The sequence below is a fragment of the Ruegeria sp. CG1 genome (genome assembly GCF_056537265.1).
On the sequence record NZ_JBQFRF010000001.1, the window covers coordinates 625,109 to 642,821 of the forward strand.

General features: G+C 55.1%; 22 protein-coding genes and 1 tRNA gene. 5 read left to right on the forward strand and 18 right to left on the reverse strand.

Annotated features, from left to right (window positions below; all coding sequences use genetic code 11):
• Positions 1–36: 36 nt before the first annotated feature.
• The 5 genes from tsf to ACR0AU_RS03155 form a co-directional block, all read right to left on the reverse strand.
• Positions 37–912: a translation elongation factor Ts gene (tsf, locus tag ACR0AU_RS03135; protein WP_170393077.1), complete on the reverse strand. Its 876-nt coding sequence runs from the start codon at positions 910–912 to the stop codon at positions 37–39.
• Positions 913–988: 76 nt separating this feature from the next.
• A complete protein-coding gene (gene rpsB / locus ACR0AU_RS03140) occupies positions 989–1,789 on the reverse strand; it encodes a 30S ribosomal protein S2 (protein WP_170393078.1) in 801 nt (266 codons plus the stop codon).
• A 167-nt stretch (positions 1,790–1,956) separates the two neighbouring features.
• The gene (olsA, locus tag ACR0AU_RS03145; RefSeq protein WP_480795397.1) at positions 1,957–2,811 is read right to left on the reverse strand and encodes a lyso-ornithine lipid O-acyltransferase; all 855 of its coding nucleotides are present in this window, start codon (positions 2,809–2,811) and stop codon (positions 1,957–1,959) included.
• Positions 2,798–3,553, reverse strand: a complete 756-nt coding sequence (gene olsB, locus ACR0AU_RS03150; RefSeq protein WP_170732216.1) for an L-ornithine N(alpha)-acyltransferase — start codon at positions 3,551–3,553, stop codon at positions 2,798–2,800. The genes olsA and olsB overlap by 14 nt, the downstream gene beginning before the upstream one ends.
• 105 nt (positions 3,554–3,658) lie before the next feature.
• The gene (locus tag ACR0AU_RS03155; protein WP_170732215.1) at positions 3,659–3,841 is read right to left on the reverse strand and encodes a DUF3553 domain-containing protein; all 183 of its coding nucleotides are present in this window, start codon (positions 3,839–3,841) and stop codon (positions 3,659–3,661) included.
• 42 nt (positions 3,842–3,883) lie between these two features.
• Here ACR0AU_RS03155 and ACR0AU_RS03160 point away from each other — a divergent pair, with 42 nt between their 5' ends.
• Positions 3,884–4,480: a histidine phosphotransferase family protein gene (locus ACR0AU_RS03160; RefSeq protein WP_170405755.1), complete on the forward strand. Its 597-nt coding sequence runs from the start codon at positions 3,884–3,886 to the stop codon at positions 4,478–4,480.
• Here ACR0AU_RS03160 and ACR0AU_RS03165 read toward each other — a convergent pair.
• The 9 genes from ACR0AU_RS03165 to ACR0AU_RS03205 form a co-directional block, all read right to left on the reverse strand.
• The gene (locus tag ACR0AU_RS03165) at positions 4,477–5,739 is read right to left on the reverse strand and encodes a glutamate-5-semialdehyde dehydrogenase (RefSeq protein ID WP_480795253.1); all 1,263 of its coding nucleotides are present in this window, start codon (positions 5,737–5,739) and stop codon (positions 4,477–4,479) included. The two genes, ACR0AU_RS03160 and ACR0AU_RS03165, sit on opposite strands and share 4 nt — an antisense overlap.
• Positions 5,740–5,778: 39 nt before the next feature.
• Entirely contained in the window at positions 5,779–6,885 is a 1,107-nt protein-coding gene (proB, locus tag ACR0AU_RS03170) for a glutamate 5-kinase (RefSeq protein WP_170393083.1), read from the reverse strand.
• Positions 6,873–7,907 (reverse strand): GTPase ObgE, encoded by a 1,035-nt coding sequence (gene obgE, locus ACR0AU_RS03175; protein WP_170595639.1) that lies wholly within the window; start codon positions 7,905–7,907, stop codon positions 6,873–6,875. Before obgE ends, proB begins: the two co-directional genes overlap by 13 nt.
• A 37-nt stretch (positions 7,908–7,944) precedes the next feature.
• The gene (locus ACR0AU_RS03180; protein WP_170393085.1) at positions 7,945–8,481 is read right to left on the reverse strand and encodes a GNAT family N-acetyltransferase; all 537 of its coding nucleotides are present in this window, start codon (positions 8,479–8,481) and stop codon (positions 7,945–7,947) included.
• The gene (locus ACR0AU_RS03185) at positions 8,478–9,086 is read right to left on the reverse strand and encodes a LysE family translocator (RefSeq protein ID WP_170393086.1); all 609 of its coding nucleotides are present in this window, start codon (positions 9,084–9,086) and stop codon (positions 8,478–8,480) included. The genes ACR0AU_RS03180 and ACR0AU_RS03185 overlap by 4 nt, the downstream gene beginning before the upstream one ends.
• Before the next feature lie 95 nt (positions 9,087–9,181).
• Positions 9,182–9,451 (reverse strand): 50S ribosomal protein L27, encoded by a 270-nt coding sequence (gene rpmA, locus ACR0AU_RS03190; protein WP_010440093.1) that lies wholly within the window; start codon positions 9,449–9,451, stop codon positions 9,182–9,184.
• A gap of 11 nt (positions 9,452–9,462) precedes the next feature.
• Positions 9,463–10,080, reverse strand: coding sequence for a 50S ribosomal protein L21 (locus tag ACR0AU_RS03195; RefSeq protein ID WP_170732211.1), 618 nt, complete (start codon positions 10,078–10,080; stop codon positions 9,463–9,465).
• Between the two features lie 233 nt (positions 10,081–10,313).
• The gene (locus ACR0AU_RS03200; RefSeq protein WP_170732209.1) at positions 10,314–11,120 is read right to left on the reverse strand and encodes a DUF2059 domain-containing protein; all 807 of its coding nucleotides are present in this window, start codon (positions 11,118–11,120) and stop codon (positions 10,314–10,316) included.
• A complete protein-coding gene (locus ACR0AU_RS03205) occupies positions 11,120–11,962 on the reverse strand; it encodes a DUF2059 domain-containing protein (protein ID WP_480795254.1) in 843 nt (280 codons plus the stop codon). The genes ACR0AU_RS03200 and ACR0AU_RS03205 overlap by 1 nt, the downstream gene beginning before the upstream one ends.
• A gap of 123 nt (positions 11,963–12,085) precedes the next feature.
• Between ACR0AU_RS03205 and ACR0AU_RS03210 the strand changes: the two genes are divergently transcribed.
• A tRNA-Ser gene (locus ACR0AU_RS03210) sits at positions 12,086–12,175 on the forward strand.
• A gap of 289 nt (positions 12,176–12,464) precedes the next feature.
• Here the strand turns inward: ACR0AU_RS03210 and ACR0AU_RS03215 are convergent.
• Positions 12,465–12,683, reverse strand: a complete 219-nt coding sequence (locus ACR0AU_RS03215) for a GDCCVxC domain-containing (seleno)protein (protein WP_480438545.1) — start codon at positions 12,681–12,683, stop codon at positions 12,465–12,467.
• A gap of 4 nt (positions 12,684–12,687) precedes the next feature.
• Positions 12,688–13,011 (reverse strand): hypothetical protein, encoded by a 324-nt coding sequence (locus tag ACR0AU_RS03220; protein ID WP_170776185.1) that lies wholly within the window; start codon positions 13,009–13,011, stop codon positions 12,688–12,690.
• Positions 13,012–13,110: 99 nt separating this feature from the next.
• On the opposite strand from ACR0AU_RS03220, the gene ACR0AU_RS03225 reads away from it, so the two are divergent.
• From ACR0AU_RS03225 to ACR0AU_RS03235, 3 genes are all read left to right on the forward strand, one after another.
• Positions 13,111–13,509: a MerR family transcriptional regulator gene (locus ACR0AU_RS03225; RefSeq protein WP_170392759.1), complete on the forward strand. Its 399-nt coding sequence runs from the start codon at positions 13,111–13,113 to the stop codon at positions 13,507–13,509.
• Positions 13,510–13,612: 103 nt separating this feature from the next.
• Entirely contained in the window at positions 13,613–15,016 is a 1,404-nt protein-coding gene (locus tag ACR0AU_RS03230; RefSeq protein WP_170776183.1) for a sensor histidine kinase, read from the forward strand.
• Complete coding sequence (locus ACR0AU_RS03235; RefSeq protein WP_170732199.1) at positions 15,013–15,660, forward strand: response regulator transcription factor; 648 nt, start codon at positions 15,013–15,015, stop codon at positions 15,658–15,660. The genes ACR0AU_RS03230 and ACR0AU_RS03235 overlap by 4 nt, the downstream gene beginning before the upstream one ends.
• 75 nt (positions 15,661–15,735) lie before the next feature.
• Here ACR0AU_RS03235 and ACR0AU_RS03240 read toward each other — a convergent pair whose 3' ends face one another.
• Both ACR0AU_RS03240 and ACR0AU_RS03245 read right to left on the reverse strand, forming a co-directional pair.
• Complete coding sequence (locus ACR0AU_RS03240) at positions 15,736–16,599, reverse strand: hypothetical protein (RefSeq protein WP_480795255.1); 864 nt, start codon at positions 16,597–16,599, stop codon at positions 15,736–15,738.
• A gap of 159 nt (positions 16,600–16,758) precedes the next feature.
• Positions 16,759–17,640 (reverse strand): cation diffusion facilitator family transporter, encoded by an 882-nt coding sequence (locus ACR0AU_RS03245; RefSeq protein WP_170732198.1) that lies wholly within the window; start codon positions 17,638–17,640, stop codon positions 16,759–16,761.
• Positions 17,641–17,713: the final 73 nt, after the last annotated feature.

The following is a 17,713-nucleotide window of genomic DNA, read 5'->3' on the forward strand; positions in this document are numbered from 1 at the left end:
ATTTGTTGCAGCCTCTAACCGAAGCTGCAAAAGATTTTAGCCTTGGGCTGCCTTTGCAACTTCGGCAGCGAAGTCTTCTTTTTCAACCACGATGCCTTCGCCTACTTCCATGCGGACAAAACCGGTGATGGTCGCACCCGCTTCTTTGGCGGCCGCTTCGACGGTCAGGTCAGGATTCACAACGAAGTCCTGGTTCAGAAGGGTCGCTTCGGCAACGAATTTCTTCATGCGACCGACGATCATCTTTTCGATCACCTGCTCCGGCTTGCCGGATTCGCGAGCGATGTCCATCTGGACCTGCTTCTCTTTCTCGACAACTTCCGGATCCATGTCCGCCTCGGACAGGGCCGCCGGGTTCACAGCCGCAATGTGCATTGCAACCTGCTTGCCGAAGGCTTCATCGCCGCCGGACAGAGCAACCAGAACGCCGATTTTGCCCATGCCGGTTGTCGCCGCGTTGTGAACGTATGACACGACGGTATCGCCCGACAGTTTCGACATGCGGCGGACCGACATGTTTTCACCAATGGTGGCGATCTTGTCGGTCAGGGTATCTGCAACAGACTTGCCGCCCAGATCAGCAGCCAGCAGCGCATCGACGTCATCAACACCCTCGGCTGCGTAGGTGATCTTGCCGACCATCTCCTGGAATTCACTGTTTTTCGCAACGAAGTCGGTTTCCGAGTTCACTTCGACAGCAACACCGTTGCCGCCGTTGACGTGAACAGCAACCAGACCTTCGGCTGCGGTACGGCCCGATTTCTTGGCCGCCTTGGCCAGGCCTTTGGTGCGCAGCCAGTCAACGGCTTCGTCCATGTTGCCGCCGGTTTCGGTCAGCGCTTTTTTTGCGTCCATCATGCCTGCGCCGGTCGAGTCGCGCAGTTCTTTTACCATTGCTGCTGTGATTGCCATCTTTTGGCTCTCCTCAATTCAAACGGAATTGGGGCAGGTCTACCCTGCCCCATATGTCATTTACGTGACGGGCAGCTTACGCTTCGGCTTTGGCTTCCGGCGCGGCTTCTTCAGCGGGTGCTTCTTCGGCTACGACTTCTTCAACCGGAGCTTCTTCGAATGCACCCAGGTCAACGCCAGCAGCACCCATCTGAGCGGTCATGCCGTCCAGAGCGGCACGTGCGGCCAGATCGCAATACAGAGCGATTGCGCGCGCTGCGTCGTCGTTGCCGGGGATGATGTAGTCAACACCATCGGGCGAGCAGTTGGTGTCGACAACAGCCACAACCGGGATACCCAGCTTGTTGGCTTCGGCGATGGCCAGTGCTTCTTTCTTGACGTCGATGACGAACAGCAGATCCGGAACGCCACCCATCTCGCGGATACCGCCCAGTGAAGCCTGCAGCTTGGCCTGGTCACGTTCCATGCCCAGACGCTCTTTCTTGGTCAGGCCTTCGGCACCCGATTCCATGGCTTCGTCGATCTGGTTCAGACGGTTGATCGACTGGGAAACGGTTTTCCAGTTGGTCAGCGTGCCGCCCAGCCAGCGGTGGTTCATGTAGTACTGAGCCGACTTTTCAGCGGCATCTGCGATCGGCTGAGCTGCCTGACGCTTGGTGCCTACGAACAGAACGCGGCCACCTTTTGCGACGGTGTCACGAACAGCCTGCAGAGCCTGATCCAGCATCGGAACGGTCTGGGTCAGGTCCATGATGTGGATGCCATTGCGCGAGCCGTAGATGAACGGGCCCATGCGGGGATTCCAACGCTGTGTCTGGTGACCAAAGTGAACGCCAGCTTCCAGCAGCTGACGCATGGTGAACTCGGGAAGAGCCATGCTATGTTTCCTTTTCCGGTTTACGCCTGAGCGGGGGTGAAAGAAGCGGATGCTCCAACCGGCGGCCTTGATAAGGATGTCTCCCTCAAAAAGGCCAAACCCCGCCTGCGGGTTTGAATGGCGCGCGTATACGGCAGGTTTAGCAGCAGCGCAAGGGCCAAATGCCCTTATTTTTCAAGCCGCGCCAGCGAATGCGCATGACGTACAGCCTCTTCACAATGAGCCGCCAGCGCTTTGCGGTTTTCAAAGTCGCTAACCTTGGCTGGCGCGTGGTAGATCAATTCCACGGTACCTTGCCGCCGGGCGCCCAAAGTCTTCAGCAAATGCGGTCCGAATTCCATGTCACCCCACCAGCCATAAAACCTTTCGGGTTGCCCTTCGGGTGCGTGAAAGATGACCGAGACCGGTTGAACATACATGAAATCTCGCAATTCTTCAGTGAAGAACGCCGCAAAGAGAGTTGTTTTAAATGGTAAAACTCGCTGTCCGTCGGTCGAGGTGCCTTCTGGAAAGAACAACAGCTTGTGCCCGGCTTTCAGACGTTCCTCGAAAATCCGGGTCTGCTCGCGGGCTTTCTTGCGATCACGTTCGATAAAGACCGTACCCGTCGCGCGTGCCAGCCAGCCGATGCCGGGCCATTTTGCAACTTCGGCTTTCGATACGAAATACACGCGCTTACGGGCATTCAGCGCAAAGATATCCAGCCACGACGTATGGTTTGCAACCACAGCGCCGCGTTCCTGCATGAGCGCGCCAGAGGTGCGAAATCTGATCCCGAGAATTCGAAATGCATTGCGACAAACGAACTGAGAAATGAACGGTGTCACCGGCCGTTGAACGCCATAAAGCGGTCGTTCGATGAGACGTATGGCCAATAAGACGAACAGCCCCCCAAAAACCAGAAGGGCCAGCGGCAGACCGCGAAGTATCACCAGCAACCAACCTAAGAAACCAAGCTCAATTGGATCAGGCGCGTCTTCACTCTGCCACGATGGGTCGCTCACAGGGTTATGCTCCACCATAAATACGCCGCTGACGCTCATTCATGCGGGCTGTGTCAAGGATCAGACACACATCGGTTGTGTTGAAGGCATGATCGATAAATGCCCCCTCGCCGACGAATCCACCGAGGCGAAGGTAGGCCTTGATGAGAGACGGCACCTGAACCATCGCCGCGCGCCGATCCAGCGCGTCGGGTGCCAAAAGGTCCATTGATTGAAATACATCTGGCTGGGCCCGAACCCGCAAATCCAGCGGGGCAAGGTGGTTGTGATGCAGCATCGACAGCGGCTGCGCCAATTTGCTCACGTCGGTTCCGTGGAAACTCGCGACTCCGAACAAGACCTCAATATCACGCTCGGTGACGTATGCAGCCAGACCATTCCACAGATGATACATCGCCGTGCCACCACGATAATCCGGATGCACGCACGAGCGTCCAAGCTCCAACAGCTTGCGCCCGCTTTGTTTCAGGACGGTGAGATCGTATTCATCCTCGGAGTAGAATTGCCCCAGTTCGGCCGCTCGCTCACCAGGAAGCAGTCGATAGACGCCGATCACCTCTCCAGATGAATCGTCGATGGCGAGCATATGATCGAAGTATGGATCGAACCGATCCTTCTCGAGCCTCGCCTCATGATCCACCATCTCGCCGCCACCGCCCAATTCCTGAACAAACACGTCGTAGCGCAGTCGTTGGGCCGCCCGCAGTTCAACCTCGGTATTGGCCAATTTGACAGTGAATGAGGGGCCTTCGTCGGGCATCAAGAAAATTCCATCGATCGCTGTTGCGCGCTGATAACGCGATTGCTCGGCCAAAGGCAACAAGCCCGCGTTTTGCCCGAGTTGTTAACCTTTCCTAAACCAGTTTCACGGATCAAAGACCGGCGTCAGGGCTATGCGTGTCCCGTCGATCACCACTTTCCCCTGCTCGCGAAAGTTAACGGTGATCTTGCCTCCTATATTGGACTGCACCTGTCCAACGCCCCAATCGGGGAAATCGGGGTGGCGGACAAACATGCCCGGTGCAAGAATGGCATTCAGATCTGTCATATCGGGCCTCCGGGTCCAAGGCAGATGCAGCAGGAGGTACGCATGGGCGCGTCAGACGTCAACCTGGCCGAATTGATCGGTTCTCGGATCTGTCATGATCTGATCAGCCCCATTGGGGCAATTACCAACGGGCTTGAGCTGTTGGAGATGGTTGGCGCAGTCCAAGGCCCTGAAATGGAGCTGATTTCGGGCAGCGTTGGCAGTGCAGGCGCCCGCATCCGGTTTTTCCGCGTTGCCTTTGGATCAGCAAGCGATCAGCCATTGGGTCGCACCGAAGTGGTCGAGCTTCTTAAAGATGTGGAAAAGGCCGGGCGTCTGCGGATCAGTTGGAACCTGACCGAACCTGTCCCGCGCAATCAGGTTAAACTCGCGTTTCTGGCTGTGATGTGCTGTGAAAATGCGATGCCCTTCGGCGGCGAAGTGGAAATCGAAACTCAGGGCGACGCATGGACGGTGACTGGCGTTGCTGACAAGCTGAACCTCAATACGGGACTGTGGAAAGGGATTGGCTCGGGGCGATTTACCGAAAAACTAAGCCCGGCGCAGGTTCAATTTGCCCTGCTGCCGGATACAGCCTCGACGATGGGTCGCAGAATCACGGTAGAAACGACCGCAACCCAGGTGACACTGCGGTTTTAGTGCCGCGTGGTCCCGTTTCCGCGTACCAGATACTTAAAACTGGTCAACTGAGCGGCACCGACAGGACCGCGCGCGTGCATCTTGCCGGTGGCGATACCAATCTCAGCACCCATGCCAAACTCACCGCCATCCGCGAATTGGGTCGAGGCGTTATGCATCAGGATTGCGCTGTCAAGCCGTTCGAAGAAGTGCTCGGCGGCCGCAGTATCCTCGGTCATAATGCAATCGGTGTGGCTTGAGCCAAACTGCCGGATATGCGCAATCGCGGCGTCGATATCTGCTACGGGCCGTGCAGCGATGATACTATCTAGGTACTCTTTGCCCCAGTCATCATCCGACGCAGGAATGGTGTTTTCATTGGCCAAAACGCCTTCGGCATGCACTTCAACACCCGCAGCTTGAAGAGCAGCGATCAGATCACGGCCCAGTGTTTCTGCAACGTCTTGATGGATCAGCAAGCATTCTGCCGCGCCACAGATACCGGTGCGCCGGGTTTTGGCGTTCAACAAAACATCCAGCGTCTTCTGGGGATCGGCGGCTTTATCAACATAAATATGAACGATGCCTTCGAGATGCGCAAAGACGGGCACGCGCGCCTCGCGTTGCACAAGACCCACCAATCCTTTGCCACCTCGGGGAACGATGACGTCGACATAATCAGTCATGGTCAAAAGCTCTTGCACCGCAGCCCGGTCGCGAGTCGGCACCAGTTGAATGGCGTCTTCGGGCAAGCCTGCAGCTGCTAGCCCCTCAACCAGACAGGCGTGGATCGCGGTTGACGAATGAAAGCTCTCAGACCCGCCTCGCAAGATCACGGCGTTCCCGGATTTCAGGCACAATGCACCCGCATCCGCCGTCACGTTGGGACGGCTTTCATAAATCACGCCGATTACACCCAAAGGCGTGCGCACACGCTGAATGTTGAGGCCCGAGGCCATGTCCCATTCGGCCAACACCTCACCCACAGGATCAGTCTGATCGGCAACGGTGCGAAGCCCGTCAACCATGCCCTGAACGCGTGCTTCATCCAGCATCAGGCGGTCCATCATCGCGGGGCTCAAACCCTTTTCTCGCCCGAACTCCAAATCCTTCTTGTTCGCTTCGATAATGCCGGCACGTTTGTGCCAAACGGCGTCTGCGGCTGCGATCAGCGCGGCGTGCTTGCGTTCGGCGGTGGCAAAGGCAAGCTCTTGCGAGGCTGCTTTGGCGCGCGCACCAAGGTCGGCCATCATTGCGGGAATGTTGTCGAAATCCTTCATCTCATGCGCCTTTCGGTCTCAGTTTATCAAATCACGCCCTTACAGCGCCAGATCGTCCCGGTGGATCAGGGCCGCGCGGCCTGGATAGCCTAGCGTCGCCTCGATTTCAGACGATTTACGTCCTTTGATCGCATCCGCCTCTTGCGCGGTATAGCGACTTAGCCCCTGTGCCAGCCTCCGCGCCTGCGCATCCAGAACAGCGACGGGATCGCCGCGACCGAAATCACCCGTGACCTCGACAATGCCAGCGGGCAACAGGCTTTTGCCATTGGAAAGCGCCCTTGCCGCGCCGTCATCGATCACGATCTCTCCGCGCGGTTTCATCGCCGAAATCCAGCGTTTCCGGGCTGCATGCGGATCGAGCGTGGCCGTGAACCAAGTGCAGCTCGCTCCATTTTCAAGCGTTTTCAGCGGGTTCAGGGGTGATCCTTCAGTTATCGCCATATCGCAGCCAGCAGCGGTTGCCATCTTGGCAGCCAACAGCTTGGTCTTCATGCCGCCCTTTGACAGCCCCGATCCCGCGTCACCTGCCATGGCCTCGATCTCGGGCGTGATCTGTTTGATCACGTCATATCGAGTGGCTGTCGTGTCCTCGTTGGGATTGCCCGAATAGAACCCGTCGACATCTGAAAGCAGGATCAACTGATCCGCGCCGATGGTCACGGCGATTTGCGCTGCCAGCCGGTCATTGTCGCCATACCGTATCTCATCCGTGGCGACTGTATCGTTTTCGTTGACAATCGGAACAACACCCAGGCTCAGCAGCGTTTCCAGCGTTGCACGGGAATTCAGATAACGCCGCCGATCCGCGCTGTCTTCCAACGTGACCAGCACCTGAGCGGTTTTGATCTCATGTGGCGTCAACGCTTCTTCATACGCACGGGCCAGCCGGATTTGTCCAACCGCCGCAGCGGCCTGTGACTGTTCCAGCGGCAGATTCTGCATCGGCAGGCCAAGTACACCTCGACCCAACGCGATTGACCCGGACGAGACCAGAACAACATCTGTCCCCTGCCCTTTCAGCCAAGCCACGTCCTGCGCCAGCGATTTCAGCCAATCCGACCTGAGCAATCCCGTATCCCGGTCGACCAACAAGGCCGATCCGATCTTGACCACCAGGCGGCGGGCATGGGTCAGGGTTGCCAAGGCGTGGCCTCCTCGGCGGGTTTCTGGCGCAGGCGGTTTTCATCGATCTGAGCCCGCAAGGACCGCAGCACCTCGGTCACGCCCAAATGCGCAACGCCTGACATGGTCATGACCGGGCCGCGAACGGCATCTTCCAGTTCGGCCTTGATCAGTTCGCGTTCCTCATCGTCCAGAGCGTCGATCTTGTTCAATACGGTGATACGCGGCTTATCCGCCAGCTCTCCGCCATAGGCCTCAAGCTCGGTGATGATTGTGCGATAGTCTTCGACCACAGTTTCCGAGGTGCCGTCGACCAGATGCAACAGTACCGCGCAGCGTTCTACGTGGCCAAGAAACCGGTCACCGATTCCACGCCCCTCATGTGCGCCTTCGATCAGACCTGGAATGTCGGCAACGACGAACTCCACGTTATCGACACCGACAACGCCCAGATTGGGGTGCAGCGTAGTAAAGGGATAGTCGGCGATTTTGGGCCGTGCATTGGATGTGGCAGCCAAGAAAGTTGATTTCCCGGCGTTGGGCATGCCCAAAAGACCCACATCCGCAATCAGCTTCAGCCGCAGCCAGATGGTGCGGTCGATCCCCGCCTGCCCCGGATTGGCGCGGCGCGGGGCCTGATTGGTCGCGGATTTGAAATGCAGGTTGCCAAAGCCGCCGTTGCCGCCTTTTGCCAGCAAAAATCTCTGACCAACCTCGGTCAGGTCACAAATCACGGTCTCTTCGTCTTCGTCCAGAATCTCGGTTCCGACGGGAACGCGCAGGATGATGTCGTCACCATCCTTACCGGTGCGTTGCTGACCGCGACCGGGTTGGCCGTTCTTGGCGAAGAAATGCTGTTGATAGCGAAAGTCGATCAGGGTGTTCAGCCCGTCCACAACCTCGGCCCAAACAGACCCACCCTTACCGCCGTCCCCACCATCGGGTCCGCCGTATTCGATGTACTTTTCACGTCTAAAGCTGACGCAGCCGCCACCTCCGGCCCCGGACCGGATGTAGACCTTTGCAAGATCGAGAAATTTCATAGCTGTCCCCTACTGCAAAGGCCCCATCGGCCACAAGTCAGAGTTTCTTTGTATAGGTCCAGGTGGGCACATTCGCATCGCGCGCCACCGAATAGGTTTCCGCATCGCCAAGATACTGGAATCCGCAATGGGTCAGAACCCGGGCCGAGGCCGGGTTGTCCTGGAACACGCTGGCGAACATGGTCGCGTTTTCCAGCGGATTGGCGTTGACCAGCGTTTCAACGGCCAGCGATGCAATGCCGGTGTTCCAATACACCGGGGCGACCCAATAGCCGACCTCGGACTGGTTGCGATCCAGCCGAGTCAATGAAATCAGTCCGATCAGCTCCGGGCCACCATCCTTTGTGGCATCCATTGCCCAGACATCCTCGTCCCGGTCTTCGGCCATCGCGCGCATCACAAACGCCTCAATCGAGCCGGGTGGCAATGGATGCGGGATCGATGTCGTCATGCGCGCCACACGCTCATCGCCTGCGTAATGCTCAATGAGACCCAAATCCGACCGACGCAGAGGGCGAAGGTCGAACCGCTCGGTTTCAATGACCGGCTGATTTATTATTGCCTCAATCTTCATGAGTGCGTTCCTCCTCCGAACAACACAAAAAGTACGGACGCAACTGTCAAACTGGCTAACGTCCACATCAGATATTTTTCTGCAGGCCGACCTTCAACCGCATGGGCGATCCGATCTCCTGCAAATGTCCAGATCGGGTGCAATACGATCTGGCAGATTAACAAACAGAGAGCGATCGTGAGGGTCGCCTCAAAACTGGGTGTTCCTGTTGCCACAAACCCGGTGAAACCTGCGATAATCATTGCCCAAGCCTTAGGGTTAAGCGGATGCACTATTAACCCCGCCAGAAAACCGGGCACTTGCTTATCCGATTGACCTCGGGAAAGCCGCAGATTGGCAATTTTCCACGCGAGCCAGCAAATATATGCAGCAGAAGCATATTTGAGTGCCTCGAACACCAACGGCGCCTGATCGGCAACTTGCATCAGGCCAAAACCAACCGGCCAGATGATCAGCTGTTTGCCCAGAATGACCCCGCCCACAAAGGGTAGAGCCGACCGAAAGCCATAACGCGCACCTGTTCCCAGCAGGACCATATTGGCCGGTCCCGGCGTGCCGACCTGCGAAGCGGCAAAAATCAGGAAACTGGTGGTTGCGACTGTCATCGGTTCTGGTGATCACGACTGCGTTAAAACGAAAAAGGGACCGGCACTTTGTGCCGGTCCCCCATGAATTTTTCTTAAACCTTCTGGGTTTCGGCTTACTCTGCGGCCTCCGCCACTGGCAGGACCGAAATAAAGGTGCGGTTTTTAAGTCCCTTATGGAACTTCACGGCGCCATCGACAGTTGCAAAGATGGTATGGTCTTTGCCCATGCCTACGCCTTCGCCCGGCCAGAACTTGGTGCCGCGCTGACGTACGATGATGTTGCCTGCGATGGCGGCCTGGCCACCATACAGTTTCACGCCAAGGCGGCGACCCGCTGAGTCGCGACCGTTACGGGAGGAACCGCCAGCTTTCTTATGTGCCATTCTCTCTCTCCTTAGCCCTGAGCCAGCTCTTTGGCTTGCTCAACCCATTCGGGTTTCACTTTGATGGTGTCGATAGCAGCAATCTGCTCGTCCGACAAGGCGGCCAGAGCGGCAAAGCTTTCGATACCGGCTTCAACCAGCTTTTTGGCAGCGGCAGGGCCGACACCATTAAGAGCAGTCAGATCGTCAGCGGCAGCAGCTGCGGCGGGTGCCTTTGCTTTGGCTTCAGCTTTCTTGGCAGGCTTTTTTGCCACCGGAGCAGCTTCGCCAGCCGGTGCCGAACCGGTTGCAGCTTTGATGCCCGACTTGTCAGCGCCCGACGACAGGATGTCGGTGATTTTGACCAGAGTCAGTTTCTGACGGTGACCAACGGTACGCTTCGAGCTGTGCTTACGACGGCGCTTGACGAACTTGATGACCTTGTCACCTTTGATCTGTTCGATCACTTCGGCCTGTACGCCTGCGCCTTCAACGAAAGGTGCACCAACAACCGGTGCGTCGCCGCCCAGCATCAGAACATCGTTGAATTGAACTTTTTCACCTGCGTCGGCAGCCAGCTTTTCAACACGGAGCACATCGCCCGCCTGAACCTTGTACTGCTTGCCGCCAGTCTTGAGGACCGCAAACATGCGTCTTTCCTTTGTCTAACCGCGTTCTGTGGTCCCCGATTGGGTGTTTCCGGCTTTCGCCACCTCGAACAGCGCGCCCTTTTCGGGCTGTGTGAATGACCTTTGGCACATGCCATCAGGTCAAAGAATAACGATACCCGGCGCGGAAAGCCGGCCGGGATGCGCGCTTATCGAAGCATTCATGAAGAAAGTCAACCAAAAATCCGCGGCTCAGAGATCCGAAAATCTGCGGCTCAGAGATCCGACGCTTTCATGGCTTGCGCGACGGTTTGACCAAGCTGGTAAGAGATGCCGTTTAGCATTTCATCAAAACCCATGAACAAAGCGGAATTCAAGGCCCGACCCGCATCGGTTCGGGAAAAGGCGATGTTCTCTCGCATCTGAGACTCGTTCAACGGCTGATAGGCCAATAAAAGGAACGAGTACATCCATTCAGTTGTCTCCGCCCTGGTGTTCTCATGCTGAGATAGCAGTTCCTGCAACACGGATGCATCGTCGAACAGGGCACTTTGCCCGGAGGCAAGTCCTTGGTAAAAACTATAATCGGCGCTGATGGTGCCTTGCACATTTTTCTCGATCAGGTCGTTGACCTGCACATATTCATCTACAAGACGAAAAAACATGCCCTCGCGATCAGCCTGTTCGTAAGCGCTGCGTGCCATCTCTTCGATCGCGTCATCTGCAATGGCCCGGCGCGCCGAGTTTTCCAGAGAAACGATGCTTTGCCCCAGTTCGCTTTCAAAAAAGATCGAAGCTTGTTCTAGCTGCACATCGGACATCATCTCGCCAACCGACAGCGAAAGTTGTTGGTGCATCGTGCTCGGATCGTACAAATCCTCAACTTGCGCCAAAAAATAGGCTCCTCCTGAGCTGCCCAGCATGGACTCGTTGATTGCATGCCCTTGCGCCACACCTTCTTCACTAAGAATTTTCATAAAATCCAAAATATGCATCGCATGCATCAGTCTTTCAGCACGCTCGCTTGCGGCCATAGGCAGCGCCCAGATCGTCAAACAGAGTGCCGTAGCTAAAACTCGCATCAGATATCCTGCGCCGGGCGCAATTCGGCCATGCGGGCGGCCAATACTTCGAACCGCATCGCGATGATTTCATATTGGATCGCATTCAACAGCTCATAGACCTCCTGCATCAGAGGCTGTTCCAGAGCGTCAACATAGGCGTCGACATCCTCATCCGAGAAATCCTGGTAGGTGTAAGCCGCCCCTGCCAAAGCTGACAGTTGGAGAGATCGACGCAACTCACCTTCATTGCGTTGGATCATCGTACGCAGTTCATCTCCGCTCAGTTGCATGTCGATAATGCCAGACGCACTTGCGGCCAGTAAAAACCGCACCTGAATCTCTTGCAGCGCGCGCAGCGAGGTTCCGCTGGCGTCCACCGCACGGTTCATGCGCTTCAGGCTTTCAACACGAGATGAGCCTTCTTTTATCAACTTCGAGACGATTTCTTGCCCGGCCAGTTGTTTGGCATCATCATCGTCATCCATATGAGCGGCGTTTTCAGCAACGACCAGTCTTTGCCCCAACTCCGAGGCGTAAAACGAGACCGCGTGGACCAGCGCCTCTTCGCTAAGCGTCTGTTCAAGGATCGAGACGGCCGTTTCGTGCATCAAAGCGGTATCAAACACCTCTTCGGTCAGACGCGCCCAATCCGATCCGAAGCCGTCAGGGTCGATACCCAGCATCTGCGGGGCCGAAGCAGAGGCCTGCGCTATGCTTTCCAAGGCAACGTCAAACCCTGTCGTGGTCAGAAACGCCTCAATCTGATCCTGACTGGCGGCCTGAGATGGCGAGGCCATGACACCAAGTGAGAAAATTGGAAGGATGAGGCTGATTGCGAACTGGCGTATAAAGTAAGTCATACATATCAGCCTAGGTGTTTTCTTACCTCTGGCAATGGAAAATCCCACTATCGTCAAAATCCGGAACTTTCTGCTTGCACCCCTGCCCGTTCACCACTAAATCCCCCCCTCACAGACCCCCGCGGAGAGGTGCCGGAGTGGTCGAACGGGGCGGTCTCGAAAACCGTTGTGGGTGCAAGCCCACCCAGGGTTCGAATCCCTGTCTCTCCGCCACTATTTTGCTACCAGCAACATTCCTGAATACAGTCTCGATGCCCTACTCACGACCGAGTGCACTTGTCGTTGAGCATCGGATGGGTCCGTTTTCAAATAGATTGAAGTAGTTTTTCATTTGCCTTGCCCCAAAAAAGCTACTGTGCCCGGCGCCCTCTTTCCAATTTGTTATTTTCGGCCGAGCAGTCGTTCAAGAACCATTGCCCAACGGCTGGATCGGGCCAAAAGTATTAGATCTTTTACTCCTTCGGTATTGTCCGCAGTCAATCAATCCGACCCGTAGTAAGACCTATCCACAACAGCTATCCCCCAACTGAATTGGCGGACACGGTACAGTTGCGTAGGAACAAAAGACACAGCAATCGCCTTCTAACGGTTTCAAGACTGCCTTGCATGATTTGCATTCATAAAACCACTGGCACGAGTCAGTTGGCATTCTTTCGGTTTCAATGTGCCCACACTTTGGGCAGGTCAAAGTGCTATCGAGCACCACAGTTTGATTTGTCATTGTCTCACATCTGCATGATTAGATAGTCGTTGATTTGAGCCTCATTGAACACGATGACCCATGCCAACGCGGTAGTCGCCGTGCTTCCGACAAGCCACCATTTCAGATTTGCCAACGCCCCGTTTAGATGCGCTAAGAACCACGAAACCGCGGCCAGCGCTGTTGAGACGGCGAGAACACAGTAGCTTGCCGCCGCTATTTTTCCGAATACTGCCAACCAACTGCCGCCCAAGCCTAACAACATCATGGCCATTGGAAGAACACAGCATGTTGCGACGCCCAGAGCTGAAACCGATCCCAAGTAGCTGAGGTTCACGTATTTCTTCATCTTTTGCTCCCGAGATGCTCGATTTGATTGTGTTGAAGCACCGGTATTCAGAGCGTATAACTCCTGTAGTAACTACAGGATCAAGTGGAGGCACTTCACATGATTGCGATAGGTGAGGCTTCCCGGCAATCCGGGGTTGGCATAGAAACCATCCGCTACTACGAACGCGAAGGTATCGTACCAAGACCTGTGCGAGCTCTGAACAATCGTCGCCTCTTTTCAGCAAGCGATGTGGGAAGACTTCGATTTTTGAAGAGGTGCCGCGACCTGGGATTTCCTCTCCCAGACGCAAAGGCGCTTTTAGAGCTGTCAGAAGGAAGTGCCGAAGACTGCTGGTCAGTGAAAGAATTGGCCGAGGCGCATATTGCCAGCGTTCGAAGCAAGATTGATGAGCTCAGACGTCTGGAGCGTGCCTTGAGTGAGCTTACCGCCAATTGTGATAGTGGTAACGTTCACTGCCCGATGCTGCAAAGTCTGCGAACGATGGATGATATCTGACTCTGGACACAGGGCGGAAACTCAGGGTCTGAGATTTAGCCAGATCACCTCAGACCAAGGTCTGTGGTGCGGTAACAGATTGTAGTTCATAGTCGATTTCACGATGAGAGCGAAAGTAACTGACCTAACGATTGGCAATTGGTCGTTGTCGCGAGTCTTTCTTGCGGCAAGTATCTTCGTGATGGGTGCTGCTACCGCAATCGTTGGGGTCTGGGTGTCTAATCGAATTCAGAACGCAGTCGTGCAAAACTCCGCCAACTCCGCAGCGCTGTATATGGAAAGCGTAGTTTCCCCGCTCAGCCAGGAATTGGCACATGGCGACCGCCTTTCTGAGCAGGCGAGCCTGGCGCTGGATGAGATTTTCATGACCCAGCCAATGCTTGACCGTATCGTTTCCTACAAATTCTGGAAGCAAGGCGGTGTGATTGCGCATGCCTCGGATACAGACATCATAGGAAACCGTTTCAAGCCAACGGATGATTTAAGGCGAGCGTGGAGCGGAGATATCTCCGGCTCTTTCGAAGAGCTTGATCATGCCGAGAGCGCCGCCGAGGCGGCATTGGGGATACCACTGCTTGAAGTTTACAGCCCCATCCGCGAACTCTGGTCCGGCGAAATCATCGCAGTTGCGGAGTTCTACGAAAGAGCTGACCAGCTTGAGTTAGACTTAGCCAAGGCTAGGCGAACAAGTTGGTTGGTCGTCGGCTCCGCATTTCTGGCAAGTACAATTGTTTTGTATTCCATCGTCGCAATTGGCGACAAAACAATTCGACGACAGGGGTCTCTTCTTAAACAGCGGTTGAAAGAAAGTGAGAAGATGGCTGAGCAGAATGCGCTGCTGCGGTCGCGTGTGGTCGAGGCGTCAGAAAGATATACCACGCAAACAGATCGGTTCCTCAAGAATCTTGGAGCTGAGCTACATGATGGCCCTGCGCAATACCTGTCGCTCGCCGCCCTTAGACTGGAGGCGGCGTTTTCCAAAGAGTCGGAAAGGCCTAAAGAGGCAGTGGAAATTCAGCAGTCTTTGCAAAAATCGCTGGCTGAAATTCGTGCAATTTCGCGAGGGCTGTCCGCGCCAGATATCGATAGCCTGTCACTCGTCGATGTTGTGAAGAGAGCCGTAGAGGATCACGCCGAACACAGCCCGTTGCGACCGGATATTTCATTCCTGGGTAGCCAGGCTCCGGAGTTGTCATTGTCCGACAAACTGTGCGTTTTTCGGTTCCTCCAGGAAACGCTTTCCAATGCGGCGAGATATGCTCCAGCTTCCAAGTGCACTGTTATCGCTGAGGCGCAGAACGACCGCATAGTTGTAAAGGTCACAGACGACGGACCAGGATTTGACAGGTCAGAAGAAACCGCGTTGCGAGATGATGGTGGCCAAGGGCTTATGGGCTTGCGAGATCGGGTCGAGAGTATTGGTGGCAGGTTCGACGTCGCATCGAGACCGGGCGAAGGCGCCACCATAGCTATGACACTATTTCCCAGAAAGTTAGGCACATCATGACTACATCTGTCGTAATAGCCGATGATCACCCGATATTCAGGGATGGTTTGCAGCGCACGTTGGATGAAGCTGATGGCTTCGAAGTTTTAGCCGCTGGGTCCAGTGCTGAAGAGGCAGTATCGCTGGTCGGCACGCATCAGCCGGACATAGCTATTCTTGACCTCTCGATGCCCGGTGGCGGGATAAGCGCGACACGTAAAATCGCGGCAATGGCAAATCCACCCGTCATTGCAATCTTGACGGTCTCAGAGAACAGCGGCGATGTCGCGGACGCCTTGGAGGCGGGTGCGATTGGGTACATTGTGAAGGGAGTAACCGCGAGCGAACTAACCGCTTCTTTACGCAGCATCGCCGCAGGTGAAGGGTTCGTTTCTCCTGGCTTGGCCTCGCGGGTACTTCTTCAAATCAACGCTGACACCGGCATGTCTGTTAACAGCAGCATTCTAGATGACCTTACACATCGTGAGGAAGAAATACTGAGACGTGTGGCCAAAGGACTGAGTAATCGTGAAATCGCTGACGAGTTAGACCTCCAGGAAAAGACCGTGAAGCACTACATGACCGCAGTTCTGTCCAAGCTTCATGCGCGAAATCGGGTAGAGGCCGCGCTCATTGCACATGATGTTTGGAACAAGGAAGAATAGCTGCGGTCTCTTTGACGACGATGGCGACCTCTCACTAAGAGAAGCCGCCAACGGATTATCGACTGGAATTGCAGCTCAGTTGGCGACCGACTGTAACCTCCGGCGATCAGAGGCCGTTGCGTTTCTTTCAACAACAGTCCGGTTGTAAGGGTCTTTCAACTCGTAACGCCCAAACTCGATCTCCTCTTTCCAACCATTGGCATAATTTACTTCGATATTGTTGCCTTGGCGTTCGATTTTCGTGGGTCGACTTCCAGCAGTGCCGCCTTGCCCAGATGAGCGTACATTGTCGATTGAGATACCATTCGCCAAGGACCGAAGCCTTGAAACGTCAGCGCCTGTCGCGGGGCGTTCCTCAACAGTTCGGTTCTGAGCATTCTTTCTCTCATACCGCCCGTTTTCGATCTCTTCCTTGGTTCCGTCGGCGTAACGCACTTCAATGCCGTTGGCGTTTGTTTCGACCTTTGTTATCCCAGCCGAACCCGACGATTTACCCCCTGATTGAGACCGATCCTTCTTTCCGCTGCCCTTATTGGAGCGTTTGGAGTCATCGTCGTCATTATCGTCATCGTCGTCGCGACCACTTTTTCCTGATCCCGAATTGTCGTCCCGGTCATCATCTCTGTCGTCGTCTCGATCATCGTCTGTATCGTCATCACGATCATCATCTCGGTCGCCACCACGGCCGCTATTACCCGACCCCGAGTTATCATCCCGATCGTCGTCGCGATCATCATCCCTGTCATCGTCACGATCATCATCCCGGTCATCGTCACGATCATCCCCGTCTTTCCCTTTGCCGCTTTTGGCAAAGGCATATGACGGTTCAAAATGTAGGCGGCCATCGTCATCAAAGGTTGGCACATAAGGCGTCGCGGCAATCAACGAAGCCAACGCCGCGGTACTTAGAAGTTGACCCAGCTTTCTTTGAATTTTCATTTTCGCCTCCAATTTTGATCGTCACGCTTCATGGCATTGGAGACAGGCTACTACCGGCCCGACTTTCCCACATCGGGCTTAGGTCTGACAAATTTCAAGCCGAACGTCTTAACCAGATCAGTCAAACCAATAGATTCTTTGCAGAACCAAATGAGCAGTTCAGTGGGGATTAACCCCGTCGCCTTTCAACTCGTCATCAGGTTCGAGGTGAATGACAAAGACGGAACCCGGGTACAGACACTCTAGTTCTTCCTCTATGTCGTTACATATATCGTGCGCTGCGCTGACTGGCATTGTGCCGTCCACAACAAGGTGAAACTCTACAAAGATAACATTCGCGGATCTGCGCCCTTTGAGGTCATGATACTCTAAGGCTGCACCGAGGTTTGCTTCGATTGCATTAGAAACAGTCTGCAAGTCATGTTCCGACAGGCTTACATCCATCAGGCCATCGACGGATGCCCGAATAACTTTCCAACCCTCCCACAAGATGTTCAGCGCAACAAGAATTGCCAGGATCGGGTCAAGGATCAACCAGCCGGTGACAAGCGCTAGTATCAGTCCTGCGACGACACCAACAGAAGTCATAACATCCGTAAAAATGTGGCGGGAGCTCGCTTGCAAGGCGGGCGATCCCTCGCGCCTACCTGTCCTAAGCAAGAGGTAGGCCCATGCACCGTTCACACCCGTTGCAACGATATTGACGGCAATTCCAAGCAGCGGCGCATCCTCAAGATGCGGGTTCGGGAGCACCAGTACAGCTTCTCTGATGATCAAGAACGCCGCCAACACAATCAGCGCGCCCTCAACCACGGCTGAAAGATACTCCGCTTTTTTATGACCAAAGGGGTGGTTTTGGTCAGGAGGCTTATTGGCAACCCGAACTGCGAAATACGCCAACAAAGCCGCGACAACATTCACGGTTGATTCCATTGCGTCTGACAACAAAGCCAACGAACCTGTCAGCCACCAAGCCAACAGTTTCAGGGCCAGTACCGCAATGGATATCGGGATAGACCAAAGAGCGATTTTTTGTGTCATTTGGCCGCGACCCTCAGTCAATCATGAACAGAAACTCGGGTGATTGGTGAGCTCCGATGTTCAAAACGTAAAA